At 72.3% G+C, this 14,820-nt stretch carries 14 protein-coding genes and 1 pseudogene; 12 read left to right on the forward strand and 3 right to left on the reverse strand.

The genetic code is table 11. The features are described 5' to 3' along the window. Positions 1-17 precede the first annotated feature (17 nt). From AC6JBM_RS05280 to AC6JBM_RS05290, 3 genes are read right to left on the reverse strand one after another with little or no spacing between them, the layout of a single operon-like run. Entirely contained in the window at positions 18-806 is a 789-nt protein-coding gene (locus AC6JBM_RS05280; RefSeq protein ID WP_497986417.1) for an IclR family transcriptional regulator, read from the reverse strand. Then, positions 806-1,666 carry an ABC transporter permease gene (locus AC6JBM_RS05285; RefSeq protein WP_497982498.1) on the reverse strand — a complete coding sequence of 287 codons (861 nt, stop codon included), beginning with the start codon at positions 1,664-1,666 and terminating at the stop codon, positions 806-808. The genes AC6JBM_RS05280 and AC6JBM_RS05285 overlap by 1 nt, the downstream gene beginning before the upstream one ends. A 12-nt stretch (positions 1,667-1,678) precedes the next feature. Continuing rightward, a complete protein-coding gene (locus tag AC6JBM_RS05290; protein WP_497982499.1) occupies positions 1,679-2,500 on the reverse strand; it encodes an ABC transporter ATP-binding protein in 822 nt (273 codons plus the stop codon). 248 nt (positions 2,501-2,748) lie between these two features. On the opposite strand from AC6JBM_RS05290, the gene AC6JBM_RS05295 reads away from it, so the two are divergent. From AC6JBM_RS05295 to AC6JBM_RS05350, 12 genes and pseudogenes are all read left to right on the forward strand, one after another. Continuing rightward, positions 2,749-3,561: an acetoacetate decarboxylase family protein gene (locus tag AC6JBM_RS05295; protein WP_497982500.1), complete on the forward strand. Its 813-nt coding sequence runs from the start codon at positions 2,749-2,751 to the stop codon at positions 3,559-3,561. Next, positions 3,558-3,755 carry a hypothetical protein gene (locus AC6JBM_RS05300; RefSeq protein ID WP_497982501.1) on the forward strand — a complete coding sequence of 66 codons (198 nt, stop codon included), beginning with the start codon at positions 3,558-3,560 and terminating at the stop codon, positions 3,753-3,755. The genes AC6JBM_RS05295 and AC6JBM_RS05300 overlap by 4 nt, the downstream gene beginning before the upstream one ends. Next, positions 3,752-4,894, forward strand: a complete 1,143-nt coding sequence (locus tag AC6JBM_RS05305) for a class I SAM-dependent methyltransferase (RefSeq protein WP_497982502.1) — start codon at positions 3,752-3,754, stop codon at positions 4,892-4,894. Before AC6JBM_RS05300 ends, AC6JBM_RS05305 begins: the two co-directional genes overlap by 4 nt. 24 nt (positions 4,895-4,918) lie before the next feature. Beyond that, a complete protein-coding gene (locus AC6JBM_RS05310; RefSeq protein ID WP_497982503.1) occupies positions 4,919-6,040 on the forward strand; it encodes an ABC transporter substrate-binding protein in 1,122 nt (373 codons plus the stop codon). 124 nt (positions 6,041-6,164) lie between these two features. Further along, positions 6,165-6,671 (forward strand): annotated as a pseudogene (locus AC6JBM_RS05315) (FAD-binding protein); the annotation flags it as partial. Between the two features lie 73 nt (positions 6,672-6,744). Continuing rightward, on the forward strand, positions 6,745-7,530 hold the full coding sequence (locus AC6JBM_RS05320) for an FAD-binding protein (RefSeq protein ID WP_497982504.1): 786 nt from the start codon (positions 6,745-6,747) through the stop codon (positions 7,528-7,530). Then, positions 7,527-8,729 carry a CaiB/BaiF CoA transferase family protein gene (locus AC6JBM_RS05325; RefSeq protein WP_497986418.1) on the forward strand — a complete coding sequence of 401 codons (1,203 nt, stop codon included), beginning with the start codon at positions 7,527-7,529 and terminating at the stop codon, positions 8,727-8,729. Before AC6JBM_RS05320 ends, AC6JBM_RS05325 begins: the two co-directional genes overlap by 4 nt. Beyond that, positions 8,726-9,577: a cyclase family protein gene (locus AC6JBM_RS05330; protein ID WP_497982505.1), complete on the forward strand. Its 852-nt coding sequence runs from the start codon at positions 8,726-8,728 to the stop codon at positions 9,575-9,577. Before AC6JBM_RS05325 ends, AC6JBM_RS05330 begins: the two co-directional genes overlap by 4 nt. Continuing rightward, entirely contained in the window at positions 9,570-10,967 is a 1,398-nt protein-coding gene (locus AC6JBM_RS05335) for an MmgE/PrpD family protein (RefSeq protein WP_497982506.1), read from the forward strand. Before AC6JBM_RS05330 ends, AC6JBM_RS05335 begins: the two co-directional genes overlap by 8 nt. Before the next feature lie 19 nt (positions 10,968-10,986). Further along, a complete protein-coding gene (locus AC6JBM_RS05340; protein WP_497982507.1) occupies positions 10,987-12,453 on the forward strand; it encodes a dihydroorotase in 1,467 nt (488 codons plus the stop codon). Then, positions 12,450-13,304 carry an HpcH/HpaI aldolase/citrate lyase family protein gene (locus AC6JBM_RS05345; RefSeq protein WP_497982508.1) on the forward strand — a complete coding sequence of 285 codons (855 nt, stop codon included), beginning with the start codon at positions 12,450-12,452 and terminating at the stop codon, positions 13,302-13,304. The genes AC6JBM_RS05340 and AC6JBM_RS05345 overlap by 4 nt, the downstream gene beginning before the upstream one ends. After that, positions 13,301-14,788, forward strand: coding sequence for a CoA-acylating methylmalonate-semialdehyde dehydrogenase (locus AC6JBM_RS05350; RefSeq protein ID WP_497982509.1), 1,488 nt, complete (start codon positions 13,301-13,303; stop codon positions 14,786-14,788). The genes AC6JBM_RS05345 and AC6JBM_RS05350 overlap by 4 nt, the downstream gene beginning before the upstream one ends. Positions 14,789-14,820 lie beyond the last annotated feature (32 nt).

Raw genomic sequence — 14,820 nt, forward strand, 5'->3', positions numbered from 1 at the left:
AGCCTTCCGGAAATGGGTCAGGCGACGTGGCCGACGGCGCGCGAGACCTCCTGCGCGCCCGCCCGGACCAGCGCGCCGAGGCGCTGGATGTCGGTGGCCTCGAAGCGGCCGACCGGCCCGCAGACCGAGATGGAGCCGAGCACGCCGCCGGCCATGCCGAGCACCGCGGCGGCGACGCTCGCGGCGCCGGCGTCGCGCTCACCCGCGCTGATGGCGTAGCCGCGCTCGCGGATCTGCACGATCTCCTGCAGCAGCTCGTGGCGGCCGGCGATGGTGGCCGACGTCAGCAGGTTGAGGGAGTGGGAGGCCAGGTAGTCGTCGATCGAGCTGTCCGGCATCGCCGCGAGGATGGCCTTGGAGGACGCCCCGGCGTGCAGCGGGTAGGCGACGCCCATGGTCACCGACATGCGGATCTCCTGCGGCGAGAGCGCCTGGTCGACGTAGATCCGGCTGTCGCCCTGCTTGAGCGAGAGGGTCGCGGTCTCCTGCGTCTCACGGACCAGGCGCTCGAGGATCGGGCGGGCGGTCTGCTGGACGTTGGTCTGGCGCAGCGCGGCCATGCCGATCGCGAGCGCGCCGGTCCCGAGCCGGTAGCACTTGGTGGCGTCGTCGAAGGCGAGGAACCCGTCGGCCGCGAGACCCTTGAGCAGCCGGTGCGCGACCGCCTTGGGCTGGTCGATCTCGCGGGCCAGGGCCGAGACCCCGATGCCGCCGGAACCGGCCGCCGACACCGCGTAGATCACCTTGAGCACGCGCTCGAGACCCGACGTCGGCTCCCGCGTCGACTGGACCTCCGCTAGCGACATCACGTCCCCCGCTTGCTCTCATCGCCGGACCAGAATACGAATTTACGCTGGGCCAGCTTCACGACGCCATGGGCGATCATGCCCATGATCGACAGCACGATGAGGACCGCGAACATCGCCGGGATGTCGAAGCGGTAGTTGGCCTGCATCAACTGGTAGCCGAGGCCCTCCTGGGCGCCGATGTACTCGCCCACGATGGCGCCGAGAATCGAGAAGACGACACCGCTCTGCAGGCCGGCGAAGATGTACGGCAGGGCGCTGGGGAAGCGGGCCATCCGGAAGACCTGGAAGCGGCTCGCCCCGAAGGAGGTCAGCATCTCGATCTTGTCGTTGTCCGCGGACTTGAGGCCCGCGATGACGTTGATGAGGATCGGGAAGAAGGCGATGATCGTCGCCATCACGATCTTGGAGGCCAGCCCGAAGCCGAACCACACGACGAACATCGGGGCCAGGGCGACCTTCGGCACCGACTGGAACGCCACGATGTACGGCAGCACGGTGCGCTCGAGCAGGGTGATCTGGGCGACGGCGGTGCCGATCAGGACCGCGACCACGACGGCGATCACGAAGCCGAGGCCGGCCTCCTGCACGGTGACCCACATGTTGTGCCAGAACGCGGCCTCGCCGAGCTGGTTGAAGAAGATCTCGACGATCTGGCTGGGCCGGGGGAGCACGAACTCGTCGACGCCGAACCACCCCGGCACGAACTCCCAGGCGGCCATCACGACGACGAACACGATCGGCACCAGCGCGAACTCGGGCCGTTCGTGCAGATCGGGGATCAGGCTACGGCGGCGTCGCGGGGCCGCGAGCGGCTGGCGCTGCCCCGCGCCGGGCGGGACGACGGTCTGCGTTGTCATGGTTGTCCGTCCTCAGTCGATGACGCCGGCGCTGTTGAAGTACGCGCGGATCCGCTCGACGTAGACCCCGGCGTCGTCGGAGGCCATCATCCGCAGCTCGCGCGGGCGGGGCAGGTCGATGTCGATGACCTCGGCGATCCGGCCCGGCCGCGGGGTCATCACGATGACCCGGTCGGAGAGGAACACCGCCTCGGGGATCGAGTGCGTGACGAGGATGGCCGTCTTGCGGCTCTCCTGCCAGATGCGCAGCAGCTCGAGGTTCATGTATTCGCGGGTCATCGCGTCGAGCGCGCCGAAGGGCTCGTCGAGCAGCAGCACGGCGGGGTCGTGCACGAGCGCGCGGCAGATGCCGGCCCGCTGCTGCATGCCGCCGGAGAGCTCGCCGGGGTACTTGTTCTCGAAGCCGTCCAGGCCGACCAGCTCGAGCAGCGCGCGGGCGCGGACCTCGTGCGACTTGCGGTCGAGCTTCTGGATCTCGACCGGCACCATGACGTTCTCCAGGATCGTGCGCCACGGCAGCAGGGTCGCCGCCTGGAACACCATCCCGACGCCCTTGTCCGGGCCGCTGACCCGGTTGCCGGCGATCTTGGTCTCGCCGTCGGTGTAGGGGATCAGGCCCGCAAGGATCTTCAGCAGAGTGGTCTTGCCGCAGCCCGAGGGGCCGACGATGGAGACGAACTCGCCGCGGCGGGCGGCGAACGAGACGTCCGAGAGGGCATGGGTCGGCGCGGACTTGCGCGGTCGGTAGACCTTCTCGAGGTGGGTGGCCTCGATCCAGCGCGAGTCGAGGTCGCCGTCGGTGGCCGCGCGGGCCACGTTGGCTGCTGACGTCACGGGCTGTCCTTCGATTCGGGGGGATCGTTCATCTGGGCGGTACGACTTACCGCTTTGCGAAACGCTAAGCATCGGTCTCGGATCGCGTCAAGAGTCCGGGCGGGCTTTCTTGCCAAGCTTGTTTCCGCTGAGTAAAGGCGCTCGTAACCCCTTGACGCCGCCAGTGGGGCGTGTCTAGCGTCTGGCCTCACAGGAGAAACGGCGTTTCGCTCAGAGGAACAAGACCCGAGGAACACGAGGTGGTCTCGATGCAGCTGCGAGGTTTCACCAACCCGCTCTCGCCCACAGGATCCGCGAGCCTCGTCGAACCACCCCCGCACCACATCGGCTCGGACGCCATCCGCGTGCTGTTCCGCGCCGGCGCCGACCTGGCCCGCCGCTACCTCCCCGAGCCGCTGGAGCCCGTCGAGGACGGCGTCGGCTTCGCATTCGTGGCCGACATGGTCAAGGTCAGCGACGGCGAGCCCGACCAGGCGTTCACGGCGCCGCGCCGCACGCAGTACGGCGAGGGCATCGTCGGCTTCTACGCCACCCACCGCGGCGAGCCCGGCCGGTTCAGCACCTTCATCTGGGTGACCGAGGACTGGTCGATGGGGTTCGGCACCGTGATGGGCTGGGGCAAGAAGATCGGCGAAGTCCGGCGAACACACATCAATCCGTACAATCCGGCGATGGGCCCCATCGGGCCGGGCACCAAGCTGTCCGGCTCGGTCAGCCGGCTCGGCGCGCCGGTGCTCGACGTCGGCATCGAGATCACCGAGGCGATCGAGGCGTCGCAGATGCCGGCGTACGGCAACCGCGGCTTCCTGCTGTCGCACCAGCCCTCGCCGTCGCCGACCATCCCGACCCGCACCAGCCTGCTCGGCCTGAAGCTGTCGGACGTGCGCACCGGCGACGTGTTCCGGGGCAAGCCGCACCTCACGATCCACGACGCGGTGAACGAGGACCTCGCGCCGCTGCGGGACGTGGAGCCGTTCGCCGCCTACGCGTTCAAGCAGGGCTGGACCACGGACACCGTCGCCGAGGTGCTGCACGACTACACGCCCGGGCAGGGCGCGTGAAGACCCGGCGCGGCGAGCGCCCCGTCTACCTCGGCGACGCCCACACCGACCGGCTGCTGGCCGCGATCGTCGTGCTCGGCCAGGAGATCGGCGTGCTCCAGCGCCGCGTCGCCGTCCTCGAGGGCCGGGACCCCGGCGAGGACTCGGTCGCCCTCGGCCGCGTTGTCGAGGAACTCACCAAGGAGTCGCGATGAACAGGCTCGCCGACGGGCAGCTCGAGCACGCCGTCCTCGCCGCGCCCAACGTGGGCGAGGCCTACCGCCAGCAGGAGATCTGGGACCTCAAGACGCGGCTCGCCTACGACGTCGCCGCCCGTATCCGTCAGCGGTACGAGACCGAGATCGCGCCCGCCTACGCCAGGGCGCACGGCGCGGCCCCCACCAGCCGGCACGTCATCGGCGAGCTGATGGCCGAGGACCCGGCGACCCAGATGTGGAGCGCCCTGCGCCGCAGCGGCCAGGAGCAGATGTGGGCGCTGGTCGCCGACAGCACCGCCCGGCAGCTGAGCCGCCTGACCGGCGTCGCCGGCTCCCTGCTGGGCAGCACGGGGTCGCTGACCCTGGACGCGTCGGTGCGGATTCCGGCGTACCTGCAGACCGTCGACATCCACTGCATGCCCACCGGCTACTACCGCGAGACCGGGCCTGACGACCTCACCGCCGGCGCGCTCTACGACCGCGGCGTCTACATCTACGCCGCCGGCCAGCTCGGCGCGGCCAACGACGACAAGGGCCGCTCGGTCATCGAGCACTACCTCGACGTGCACCACCCCGGCCTCGCGCCGGCCGCGATCCTCGACATGGGCTGCTCCGTCGGGCACAGCACGCTGCCGTACGCCGAGCGCTACCCCGAGGCCGAGGTGCACGCGATCGACGTCGCCGCCCCGATGCTGCGCTACGCCCACGCCCGGGCGGCCTCGTTCGGCCTGCCCGTGCACTTCGCCCAGCGCGACGCGGAGGCGACCGGTTACCCGGCCGGCAGCTTCGACCTCGTCGTGTCGCACATCCTGCTCCACGAGACCAGCACCAAGGCCGTGCAGAACATCCTCACCGAGAGCTTCCGGCTGCTCAAACCGGGCGGCCTGATGATCCACGCGGAGTACCCGCCGTTCACCACGATGGACCCCTTCGCCCAGTTCCTCGTCGAGTGGGACACCACCAACAACAACGAGCCGTTCTGGAGCACCGTCCGCACGCTCGACCTCGAGGCCATGGCCGCGCGCGCCGGCTTCGAACCCGATCGGGTCAGCCGCGAACTCATCCCCACCGGCCGCCGCCTGGTGACCGGGCAGTCGTCCGCGGGCCGCATCGGCCTGATCGTCGCGCGCCGCTAATCCCCGCCCATCCAAGGGAGAACCATGTTTCGTCGTCCCCTCGCGCTGACCGCCGCCCTCGCGGCCTTAGCGCTCGCCGCATCGGCCTGTGGTGGCTCATCGGACACCGGCAGCAGCGCCCCCGGCGGCCTCACCTCGGTCAACTACGTCACCACGGCCACCGTCCCGGGCTCGACCCAGATCGCCCTCTACGCGGTCCCCAAGCAGATGGGCTACTTCAAGGCGGAGGGGCTCGAGGCCAACCTGAAGACGGCCAACGGTTCCTCGGCGGCGCTGCAGGTCATCGCCTCCGGTGACGCGCTGGCCACCAACGCCGAGGTCGCCTCGACCATGGCCGCGGTCGAGCAGGGCGTCCAGGTCCGCACGATCGGCTCGATCAACACCTCGTTCCCGTGGAAGATCGGCATCCCGGCCGGCAAGAGCATCAGCTCGCCCGCCGACCTCAAGGGCAAGAAGATCGGCGTCATCTCGCTGGCCTCGGGCTCGAACCTGTTCACCCGCTCGTTCCTGCACGAGAACGGCATCGACCCGGACAAGGACGTCAAGATCCTCCCGGTCGGCCAGGGCACCCAGGCCAAGGCCGCCCTCGACAGCGGCCAGGTCGACGCGATCGCCCTCTACGCCGAGCTGTTCTCCCAGCTCGAGCAGATCGGCATGAAGTTCAGCTACCTCACCAACCCGGCCCTGTTCGACGGCATGCCGAGCATCTCCTTCACCGTCAGCGCCAAGACGCTCAGCGGCAAGGACAAGGACCTCGCGGTGAAGTACACCCGCGCCGCCTACAAGGGCCTGATGTTCGCCCGGCTCAACCCCGAGGCCGCGGTGGACATGGGCCTGAAGACCTTCCCCGAGCTGGCCGGCAGCGGCGGCGACACCGCCAAGCGCCGCGCCGAGCTGGTGACCCTGCTCAAGGCGTGGATGACCACCTCCACCCCGCAGACCGGCGACCCGTCGTCCTGGCCGGCGTGGGGCCAGCTCTCCGACGAGCAGCTCAAGAAGGCGGCGACCTGGGCGGTGTCGACCGGCCAGGTGAAGAAGGAGCCGAACGTCTCCGAGGTCTTCGACGGCTCGCTGATCAAGGACATCAACACCTTCGACCACGACGCCGTCATCAAGGACGCCAAGGACTACAAGATCGCCGGCTAGCCCAGCCGATCACCCGTGTGCGGCCCGGTCATCCCGGGCCGCACACCCCGACCTAGGAGTTCTGGTGCACACCACCCCAGGGACACGCTGGGACGTCATCGTCGTCGGAGCCGGCGCCGGCGGCATGTCCACCGCGATCTTCGCCGCGCGCAACGGCGCGCGCGTGCTGGTCATCGACGCCGCGCCCGAGGAAGGCGGGGCCCTGCACCTGGCCACCGGCCAGCTCAGCGCGGCCGGCACCCGCCTGCAGCGCTCGAAGGGCATCGAGGACACGCCCGAGTCGCACCTCGCCGACATCGTCCGGATCAGCAAGGACACCGCCGACCGCGAGCTGGTCTGGCTGGCCGTCTCGAACGCCGCCACGACCATCGACTGGCTCCTCGACGACCTCGGCATGCCGGTGCTGCCCGAGCACCCGGTGCGGGGCCAGAACCACGAGCACTACAGCCAGGACCGGTACTACTGGGGCCCCGACCTCGGCCGCTCCATCCTCGCCGCGATCCGCGCGCCGTTCCGCGAGCTGATCGACAGCGGCGCCGTCACCGCCCGCTTCGGCACCGAGGTCGTCGGGCTCATCCAGGACCCCGGGGCGCAGGGCGGCCGCGTGACCGGCGTCGTCACCGCGGACGGCGAAAAGCACCACGGCACCAACGTCGTGCTCGCCACCGGCGGCTACAACGCCGACCCCCGCGCTGTTCGAGAAGATGAACGGCGTCCCCGCGTACGCCGACGCCTCCTACCGCTTCGCGAAGGGCGCCGGGCACCGGCTGGGCGTCGACGCGGGCGGCTACACCCGCAACCACGACCTCTACCTGTGCTCGTTCGGCTCGGTCCTCGAGCACGACGACTTCCCGGCGCCGGTGCTGTGCCGGCCCGTGCACTGGCCCGAGATGCGCATGCCCTGGGAGATCTACGTCAACGTCGAGGGCCGCCGGTTCGTGGCCGAGGACGAGCCCAGCGTCGACGTGCGCGAGCACGCGCTGCTGCGCCAGACCGACCTGCGCCGCTACATCGTGTTCGACGAGCGGATGCTGCGCGAGGCGCCGCCGATGATCCCCGGCTGGAGCGCCGACGACGTGCGCGCGCACGCCGGGCGCCACCCCATGTTCCACGTCGCCGACGACCTGCGCACGCTGGCCGCCTCCGCCGGCATCGACCCGGGCAACCTGGTCGCCACCGTCGAGGAGTACAACGCGAACCGCGACGGCGAGGACCCGCTCGGGCGCCGCTTCCGGCCGCTGCCGCTCGCCGAGGCGCCGTTCTACGCGATCCGCGTGCAGGGCATGTCGATCACCTCGACCGCCGGCCTGGCCGTCGACGCCGGGCTGCGCGTCGTGCGCCCCGACGGCACCGCCGTGCCCGGCCTCTACGCGCTCGGCGAGCTGCTCGGCTCGGGCGCGTTCATGGGCAACGCCTTCTGCGGCGGCATGCTCGCCACCCCGGCGATGACCTTCGGCCGGCTGCTCGGCACCGGGATCCTCTCGTGGTGAGCGCGGCGGCCACCGGCCCCCTCGCCGGCGTGCGGGTCATCGACCTGTCGACCATCCTCGCCGGCCCGCTGGCCTGTCAGCTCCTCGGCGACTACGGCGCCGACGTCATCAAGATCGAGCACCCGCTCAAGGGCGACGGCATGCGCGGCCACGGGCCGAGCAAGGACGGCGTCGCCCTGTGGTGGAAGGAGATCTCGCGCAACAAGCGCGCGGTCGCGCTGAACATCAAGGACCCCGCGGGCGCCGCGGTCCTGCTCGATCTCGTCGCCACCGCGGACGTGCTCGTCGAGAACTTCCGCCCGGGCACGCTGGAGAAGTGGGGCCTCGGGCCGGACGTCCTGCACGAGCGCAACCCGCGGCTCGTCATCGCCCGGATCACCGGCTTCGGCCAGACCGGCCCCTACGCGCAGCGCGCCGGCTTCGGCACGCTGGTCGAGGCGATGAGCGGCTTCGCGCACCTCACCGGCCCGGCCGACGGCCCGCCCACGCTCCCGGCGTTCGGCCTGGCCGACAGCATCTGCGGCGTGGCCGCCTCCGCGGCGATCGCGATGGCGTTGCTGCACCGCGAGCGCACGGGCGCGGGCCAGGTGATCGACCTCGACCTGCTCAGCCCGCTGACCACCGCGGTCGGGCCCGGCCCCACGGCCTACCAGCAGCTCGGCGTGGTCGAGACCCGGCACGGCAACCGCTCGACCAACAACGCGCCGCGCAACACGTACGAGACCCGCGACGGGCACTGGGTCGCCGTGTCCTCCAGCGCCCAGTCCATCGCCGAGCGGGTGATGCACCTCGTCGGGCACCCCGAGGTCATCGACGAGCCCTGGTTCGCCTCCGGCCGCGGCCGGGCCGGGCACGCCGACGAGATCGACGCCTACGTCGGCGGCTGGGTCCGCGAGCGGGACCGCGCCGAGGTGGTGCGCGCCTTCACCGAGGCCGGGGCGGCGGTCGCGCCCATCTACTCCGCGCGCGACCTCGTCGAGGACGAGCACGTCCGGGCCACCGGCATGCTCACGGAGGTCGACGACGACGAGCTCGGCCCGGTGCTCATGCACAACGTGATGTGGCGGATGTCGGCGTCCCCCGGATCCATCCGCTTCACCGGGCGCCCCCTCGGCACCGACACCGAAGAGGTCCTGGCCGACCTCGGCTACGACCCCGAACGGGTCGAGGACCTGCGCAAACGGCAGGTCGTGGCATGACGATTCCCGAAGAGCGAGGAGAACCCGTGTCCGTCGACCCGCTGATCGCCGCGGTCAGTGCCGGCGTCGAGGTCCACGACCTCGGCCGCACGCTGCGCATCGGCATGCCGCAGTCGCCCAACCACCCGCCGTACTGGCACGCCCTGCCCCGGCGGCACGGCGACATGGTCCGCGGCGACGGCGGCTCGGCCGCGAACGACATGATCTCGATGGGCACGCACGTCGGTACCCACATCGACGCGCTGGCCCACGTGAGCCAGGACGGCCGGCTGGCCGACGGGTCCGACGCCCGCGAGGCGTCGGTCGGCGGCCGCTTCGACGCGCTCGGCGCGCACACCATCGAGCCGATGGTGCGCCCCGGGGTGCTGCTCGACGTCGCGGCCGCGCTCGGCTCGCCCGAGGGCATCGAGGGCGGCTACGAGATCACCCCGGCCAACCTCGAGCTGACCGCGAAGGTCCAGGGCGTCACGATCCAGCAGGGCGATGTCGTACTGATCCGCAGCGGCTGGGGCCGGCACTTCGACGACTACGCGGCCTACGTCGGTCAGCACACCGGTGTGCCCGGCGTCAGCGAGGACGGCGCGACCTGGCTCGCCGAGCATCGCCCGCACGCCGTCGGGGCCGACACCATCGCCTTCGAGTGCCTCAAGCCCGGCGCCGGACACGGCCTCCTCCCGGCCCACCGCGTGCTGCTGGTCGAGCGGGGCATCTACATCATCGAGACGATGGTGCTCGACGACCTCGCGGCGGCCGGCGTGCACCGGTTCACCTTCGTGCTGTCGCCGCTGAAGCTGTACGGCGCCACCGGCTCGCCGGTCCGCCCGCTGGCGGTGGTCTCCCGTGGCTGAGCCCACGCTCTCCCGCCGGATCGCCGAGCTGGCGGCCGAGACGCGGCCGGGCGGGCTGCCGGACGCGGTGCTGGCCAGCACCCGGCTGCGGGTCCTCGACACGCTGGGCCTGGCGCTGCGGGCCCAGGACCTCGACTCCAGCCGCGCCGTCATCGGCTACGTGGCCGACCAGGGCGGCCGGGCCGAGGCCACCGCGATCGGCGTCGCCGAGCGGGTGCCGGCGGCCCTGGCGGCGCTCGTCAACGGCACGCTCGCGCACTCCCTCGACTACGACGACACGCACCTGCCGTCGGTCCTGCACCCCAGCGCCGGCGTCGTGCCCGCCGCGCTCGCCGCGGCCGAGGCCGTCGGCGCGCCGGGCGCCGCGCTGCTCGCCGCGGTGGCGGTCGGCCTCGAGACCTGCGTGCGCATCGGCATGGCCGGCTACGACCCGGTCGCGGGCAACTCGACCTTCTTCGAGCACGGCCAGCACGCCACCTCGATCTGCGGCGCGCTCGGCGGCGCGGTCGCCGCGGCCATGCTGCACGGCCTCGACGCCGACGGCATCCAGTCCGCGCTCGGCGTCGCCGCCTCGATGGCCTCCGGCATCATCGAGGCCAACCGCACCGGCGGCACCGTGAAGCGGCTGCACTGCGGCTGGGCCGCGCACAGCGCCGTCACCGCCGCCGACCTGACCCGCCGCGGCCTCACCGGCCCGCCGACGGCGCTGGAGGGCCGGTTCGGCTTCTTCCAGGCCTTCCTGCACGGCACGTTCGACGCCGGCCAGGTCACCGACGGGCTCGGCGAGCGGTGGGCGGTCCCCGGCATCTTCTTCAAGCCCTACCCGGCCAACCACTTCACCCACACGACCGTCGACGCGGCCGCCGAGCTGCGCCGCCGCGGCGTGCGCCCGGCCGACGTCGAGGCCGTCGAGGTCGGCGTGCCCGGGCCGGTCATCCGGACCATCGGCGAGCCGATCGAGGTCAAGCGCGCGCCCGCGACGGGCTACCAGGCGCAGTTCTCGGCCCCGTACGCGGTCACCGTCGGCCTGTTCGGCGGCGGCGGCCTGGGCGCGGCGCTGGAGGACTACACCGACGCGCTGGCGGCCGACCCGGCCCGCCGCGAGCTGATGGCGAAGGTGAGCGTCGTGGCCGACCCGCGCTGCGACGCGATCTTCCCGCACCAGTTCCCGGCCGTGCTCACCGCGCGGCTGCGCGACGGGCGCACCGAGACCGTCGAGGTGCTCGCCAACCGCGGCGGCGACCAGTGGCCGCTGACCGACGAGGAGGTCGGGCGCAAGTTCGCCGACAACGCCGGCGCGGCCCTCCCGGCCGGCGAGGCCGAGCGGCTGCGCGCCGCCGTGCTCGCCCTCGACACGCTCGCCGACGTGCGCACCCTGCTCCACCCGTGAACCCGGAAGGACATCAACCATGACCCACTACGACCTGATCGTCCGAAACGTCCGGGTGGTCTCCCACGACGCTCCCGAGCCGGTCCCGGCCGACATCGGCATCGCCGAGGGCAAGATCGTCGCGGTCGCCGCAGGCCTGGACACCGCCGACGCCGCCGAGGTGGTCGACGGCGGCGGCAAGCTCGCCTTCCCCGGCGTCGTCGACGCCCACCAGCACTGGGGCATCTACAACCCGCTCGACGTCGACACCGAGGCCGAGAGCCGGGCCGCGGCCCAGGGCGGGGTCACCACCGGCCTGAACTACATGCGCACCGGCCAGTACTACCTCAACAAGGGCGGCCCCTACGCCGAGGTCTTCCCCGAGGTGCTCGGCCTCTCCGAGGGCAACGCCTTCATCGACTACGCCTTCCATCTCGCCCCGATGAGCAAGGAGCACATCGACGAGATCCCGATGCTGGTCGAGCGGCACGGCGTCACCTCCTTCAAGATCTTCATGTTCTACGGCAGCCACGGCCTGCACGGGCGGTCCTCGGACCAGTCGAAGTTCCTGATGACCCCCGAGGGCGAGCGGTACGACATCGCCCACTTCGAGTTCGTGATGCGCGGCATCCAGAAGGCCCGCGAGCAGTTCCCCGACAAGGCCGAGGCGATCTCGCTCAGCCTGCACTGCGAGACCGCCGAGATCATGGCGGCCTACACGAAGCTGGTCGAGGAGGACGGCACCCTCACCGGGCTCGAGGCCTACTCCGCCTCCCGCCCGCCGCACTCCGAGGGCCTGGCCATCTCGATCGCGTCGTACCTCGCCCACGAGACCGGCCTGCCGAAGATCAACCTGCTGCACCTGAGCTCGGCGAAGGCCGTCGCGGCCGCCCTGCTCATGGCCAGGACGTTCCCGCACATCGACTTCCGCCGCGAGGTCACCATCGGGCACCTCGTCGCCGACATCCACACGGCCTCGGGCATCGGCGGCAAGGTGAACCCGCCGCTGCGCCCGCGCGAGGACGTGGAGGCGCTGTGGGAGCACCTGCTCGCCGGCGAGCTCGACTGGGTCGTCTCCGACCACGCCTGCTGCCGCGACGAGCAGAAGTTCGGCGCCGACCGCGACGACGTCTTCCTGGCCAAGTCCGGCTTCGGCGGCGCCGAGTACCTCCTGCCCGCCCTGGTCAGCGAGGGACGCAAGCGCGGCCTCGGCTGGGACCGGATCGCCGCGCTCACCGCGTGGAACCCGGCCCAGCGCTACGGCCTGCCCTCGAAGGGCGCCATCAAGGAGGGCTTCGACGCCGACCTGTGCCTGCTCGACGACGACCATCCGTGGACGATCCGCGCCACCGACTCGCTCTCGGCGCAGGAGTACACGCCGTTCGAGGGCTTCGAGCTCAGCGCCGCCGTCACCGACACGTTCGTGCGCGGCATGCGGGTGCTCACCGACGGCGTGGTCACCGGGGAGCCGCGCGGCCGCTACCTGCACCGCCCCACGGGCTCGTGACGCCCGACCTGGTCGCCCTCTACGTCCCCGGGGACCGGCCGGCGCTGTTCGGCAAGGCGCTGGCCGGCCCCGCGGACGTGGTGATCCTGGATCTCGAGGACGCGGTCCCGGCCGGCGGCAAGGACGCCGCCCGCGCCGCGGTCCGCGCCTGGCTGCTCGGGCTCGACCCGCCGGCCCGGGCCCGGATCTCGGTGCGGGTCAACGGGGTCGGCACGCCGGGCGGCGACGACGACCTGGCCGCCCTGGCCCACGTCGCCGGGCTGCACTCGGTCCGGGTACCCAAGGTCGAGTCGCCCGCCGAGGTCGCGCGGGTCGTCGCCGCGCTCGGCCCGGTGCCCGTGCACGCGCTGCTGGAGTCGGCCGTCAGCATCGAGGCCGCGGCCGACATCGCCCGCGCCCCGCAGGTCGCCGCGCTCGCGCTCGGCGAGGCGGACCTGCGCAGCGACCTCGGCGTCACCTCCGACGACGGCCTGGTCTGGGCGCGCTCGCGGGTGATCGTCGCGGCCCGTGCGGCCGGCCTGCCCGCGCCGATGATGTCGGCCTGGACCGACCTCGCCGACACCGAGGGCCTGATCGCCTCCTGCCGCGCCGGCCGGGCGATGGGCTTCCTCGGCCGCACCGCCGTCCACCCGAAGCAGGTCGAGCCCATCCTGACCGGCTTCGCCCCGGACCCCGGGGAGGTCGCCGCCGCACAGGCGCTGCTCGACAGCCTCGCCGCCGCCGGGGCCGGCGGGCGCGCCGTCGCGGTCACCGCGACCGGCCGCATGGTCGACCCCGCGATGGTCCGCGGCGCCGAACGTGTCCTCGCCGTCCACGCCCACATCCGCCGCTGCCTGGGAGCCGCCACATGACCACCGTTCCGCACTGGATCTCCGGGGCCGAGGCGGCCCCCGCCGGCCGCACCGCCCCGGTGACCGACCCGGCCACCGGCGCCGAGACCGCCCGCGTCGGCCTTGCCGACCGGGCCGTGGTCGACGCCGCCGTGAAGGCCGCGACCGCCGCGTTCGCCGACTGGAGCGAGACCTCGCTCGCCCGCCGCGCCACGGTGCTGTTCCGCTTCCGCGAGCTGCTCAACGAGCGCGCCGACGAGCTCGCCGCGATCATCACCGCCGAGCACGGCAAGGTCCTCGACGACGCCCGCGGCGAGGTCGCCCGCGGCCGCGAGGTCGTCGAGTTCGCCTGCGGCATGCCCCACCTGCTCAAGGGCGGCTTCACGGAGAACGCCTCGACCGCCGTCGACGTGCACTCCCTGCGCCAGCCGCTCGGCCCCGTCGTGATCATCAGCCCGTTCAACTTCCCGGCGATGGTGCCGATGTGGTTCTTCCCGATCGCGATCGCGGCCGGCAACACCGTCGTGCTCAAGCCCAGCGAGAAGGTCCCCACCGCCGCCCTGTGGCTGGCCCGCCTGTGGCAGGAGGCCGGCCTGCCCGACGGCGTCTTCAACGTCGTCAACGGCGACAAGGAGGCGGTCGACGCCCTGCTCGAGCACCCCGACGTGGCCGCCGTGTCGTTCGTCGGCTCGACCCCGGTCGCGTCGTACGTCCACGAGACCGCCAGCCGCCACGGCAAGCGCGTGCAGGCCCTGGGCGGCGCCAAGAACCACATGCTGGTGCTGCCCGACGCCGACCTGGACCTGGCCGCCGACCAGGCCGTGAACGCCGGCTTCGGCTCGGCCGGCCAGCGCTGCATGGCCATCTCGGTGGTCGTCGCCGTCGGTGAGGTGGCCGACGACCTGGTCGAGCGGATCGCCGAGCGGGCCCGCAGCCTGCGCACCGGCGACGGCCGCCGCGGCTGCGACATGGGCCCGCTGGTCTCGGCCGCGGCCCGGGACCGGGTGACGTCCGCGATCGCGGCGGGCGAGGCCGCGGGCGCCCGGGTGGTCGTCGACGGCCGCGACGGCGCCTACGACGCCGAGGGCGAGGGCTTCTTCGTGGGCCCGACCCTGCTCGACGGCGTCGAGCCCGGCATGTCCGTCTACGCCGACGAGATCTTCGGCCCGGTCCTGTCGGTCGTGCGCGTCGCGTCGTACGAGGAGGGCGTGGCCCTGATCAACGCCAACCCGTACGGCAACGGCACCGCGATCTTCACCGCCGACGGGGGCGCCGCGCGCCGCTTCTGCCGCGAGATCCAGGTCGGCATGGTCGGCGTCAACGTGCCCGTCCCGGTGCCGATGGCGTACTACTCCTTCGGCGGCTGGAAGTCCTCCCTCTTCGGCGACGTGCACGCGCACGGCACCGAGGGCGTGCACTTCTTCACGAGGGCCAAGGTCGTGACGACCCGCTGGAGCGACCCGAGCCAGCGCGGCCTGTCCCTGGGCTTCCCGGTCAACACCTGAGCCGCCCGCCGCCGGGGTCCGCTCCTGACGGA

Source organism: Dactylosporangium thailandense (assembly GCF_059739745.1).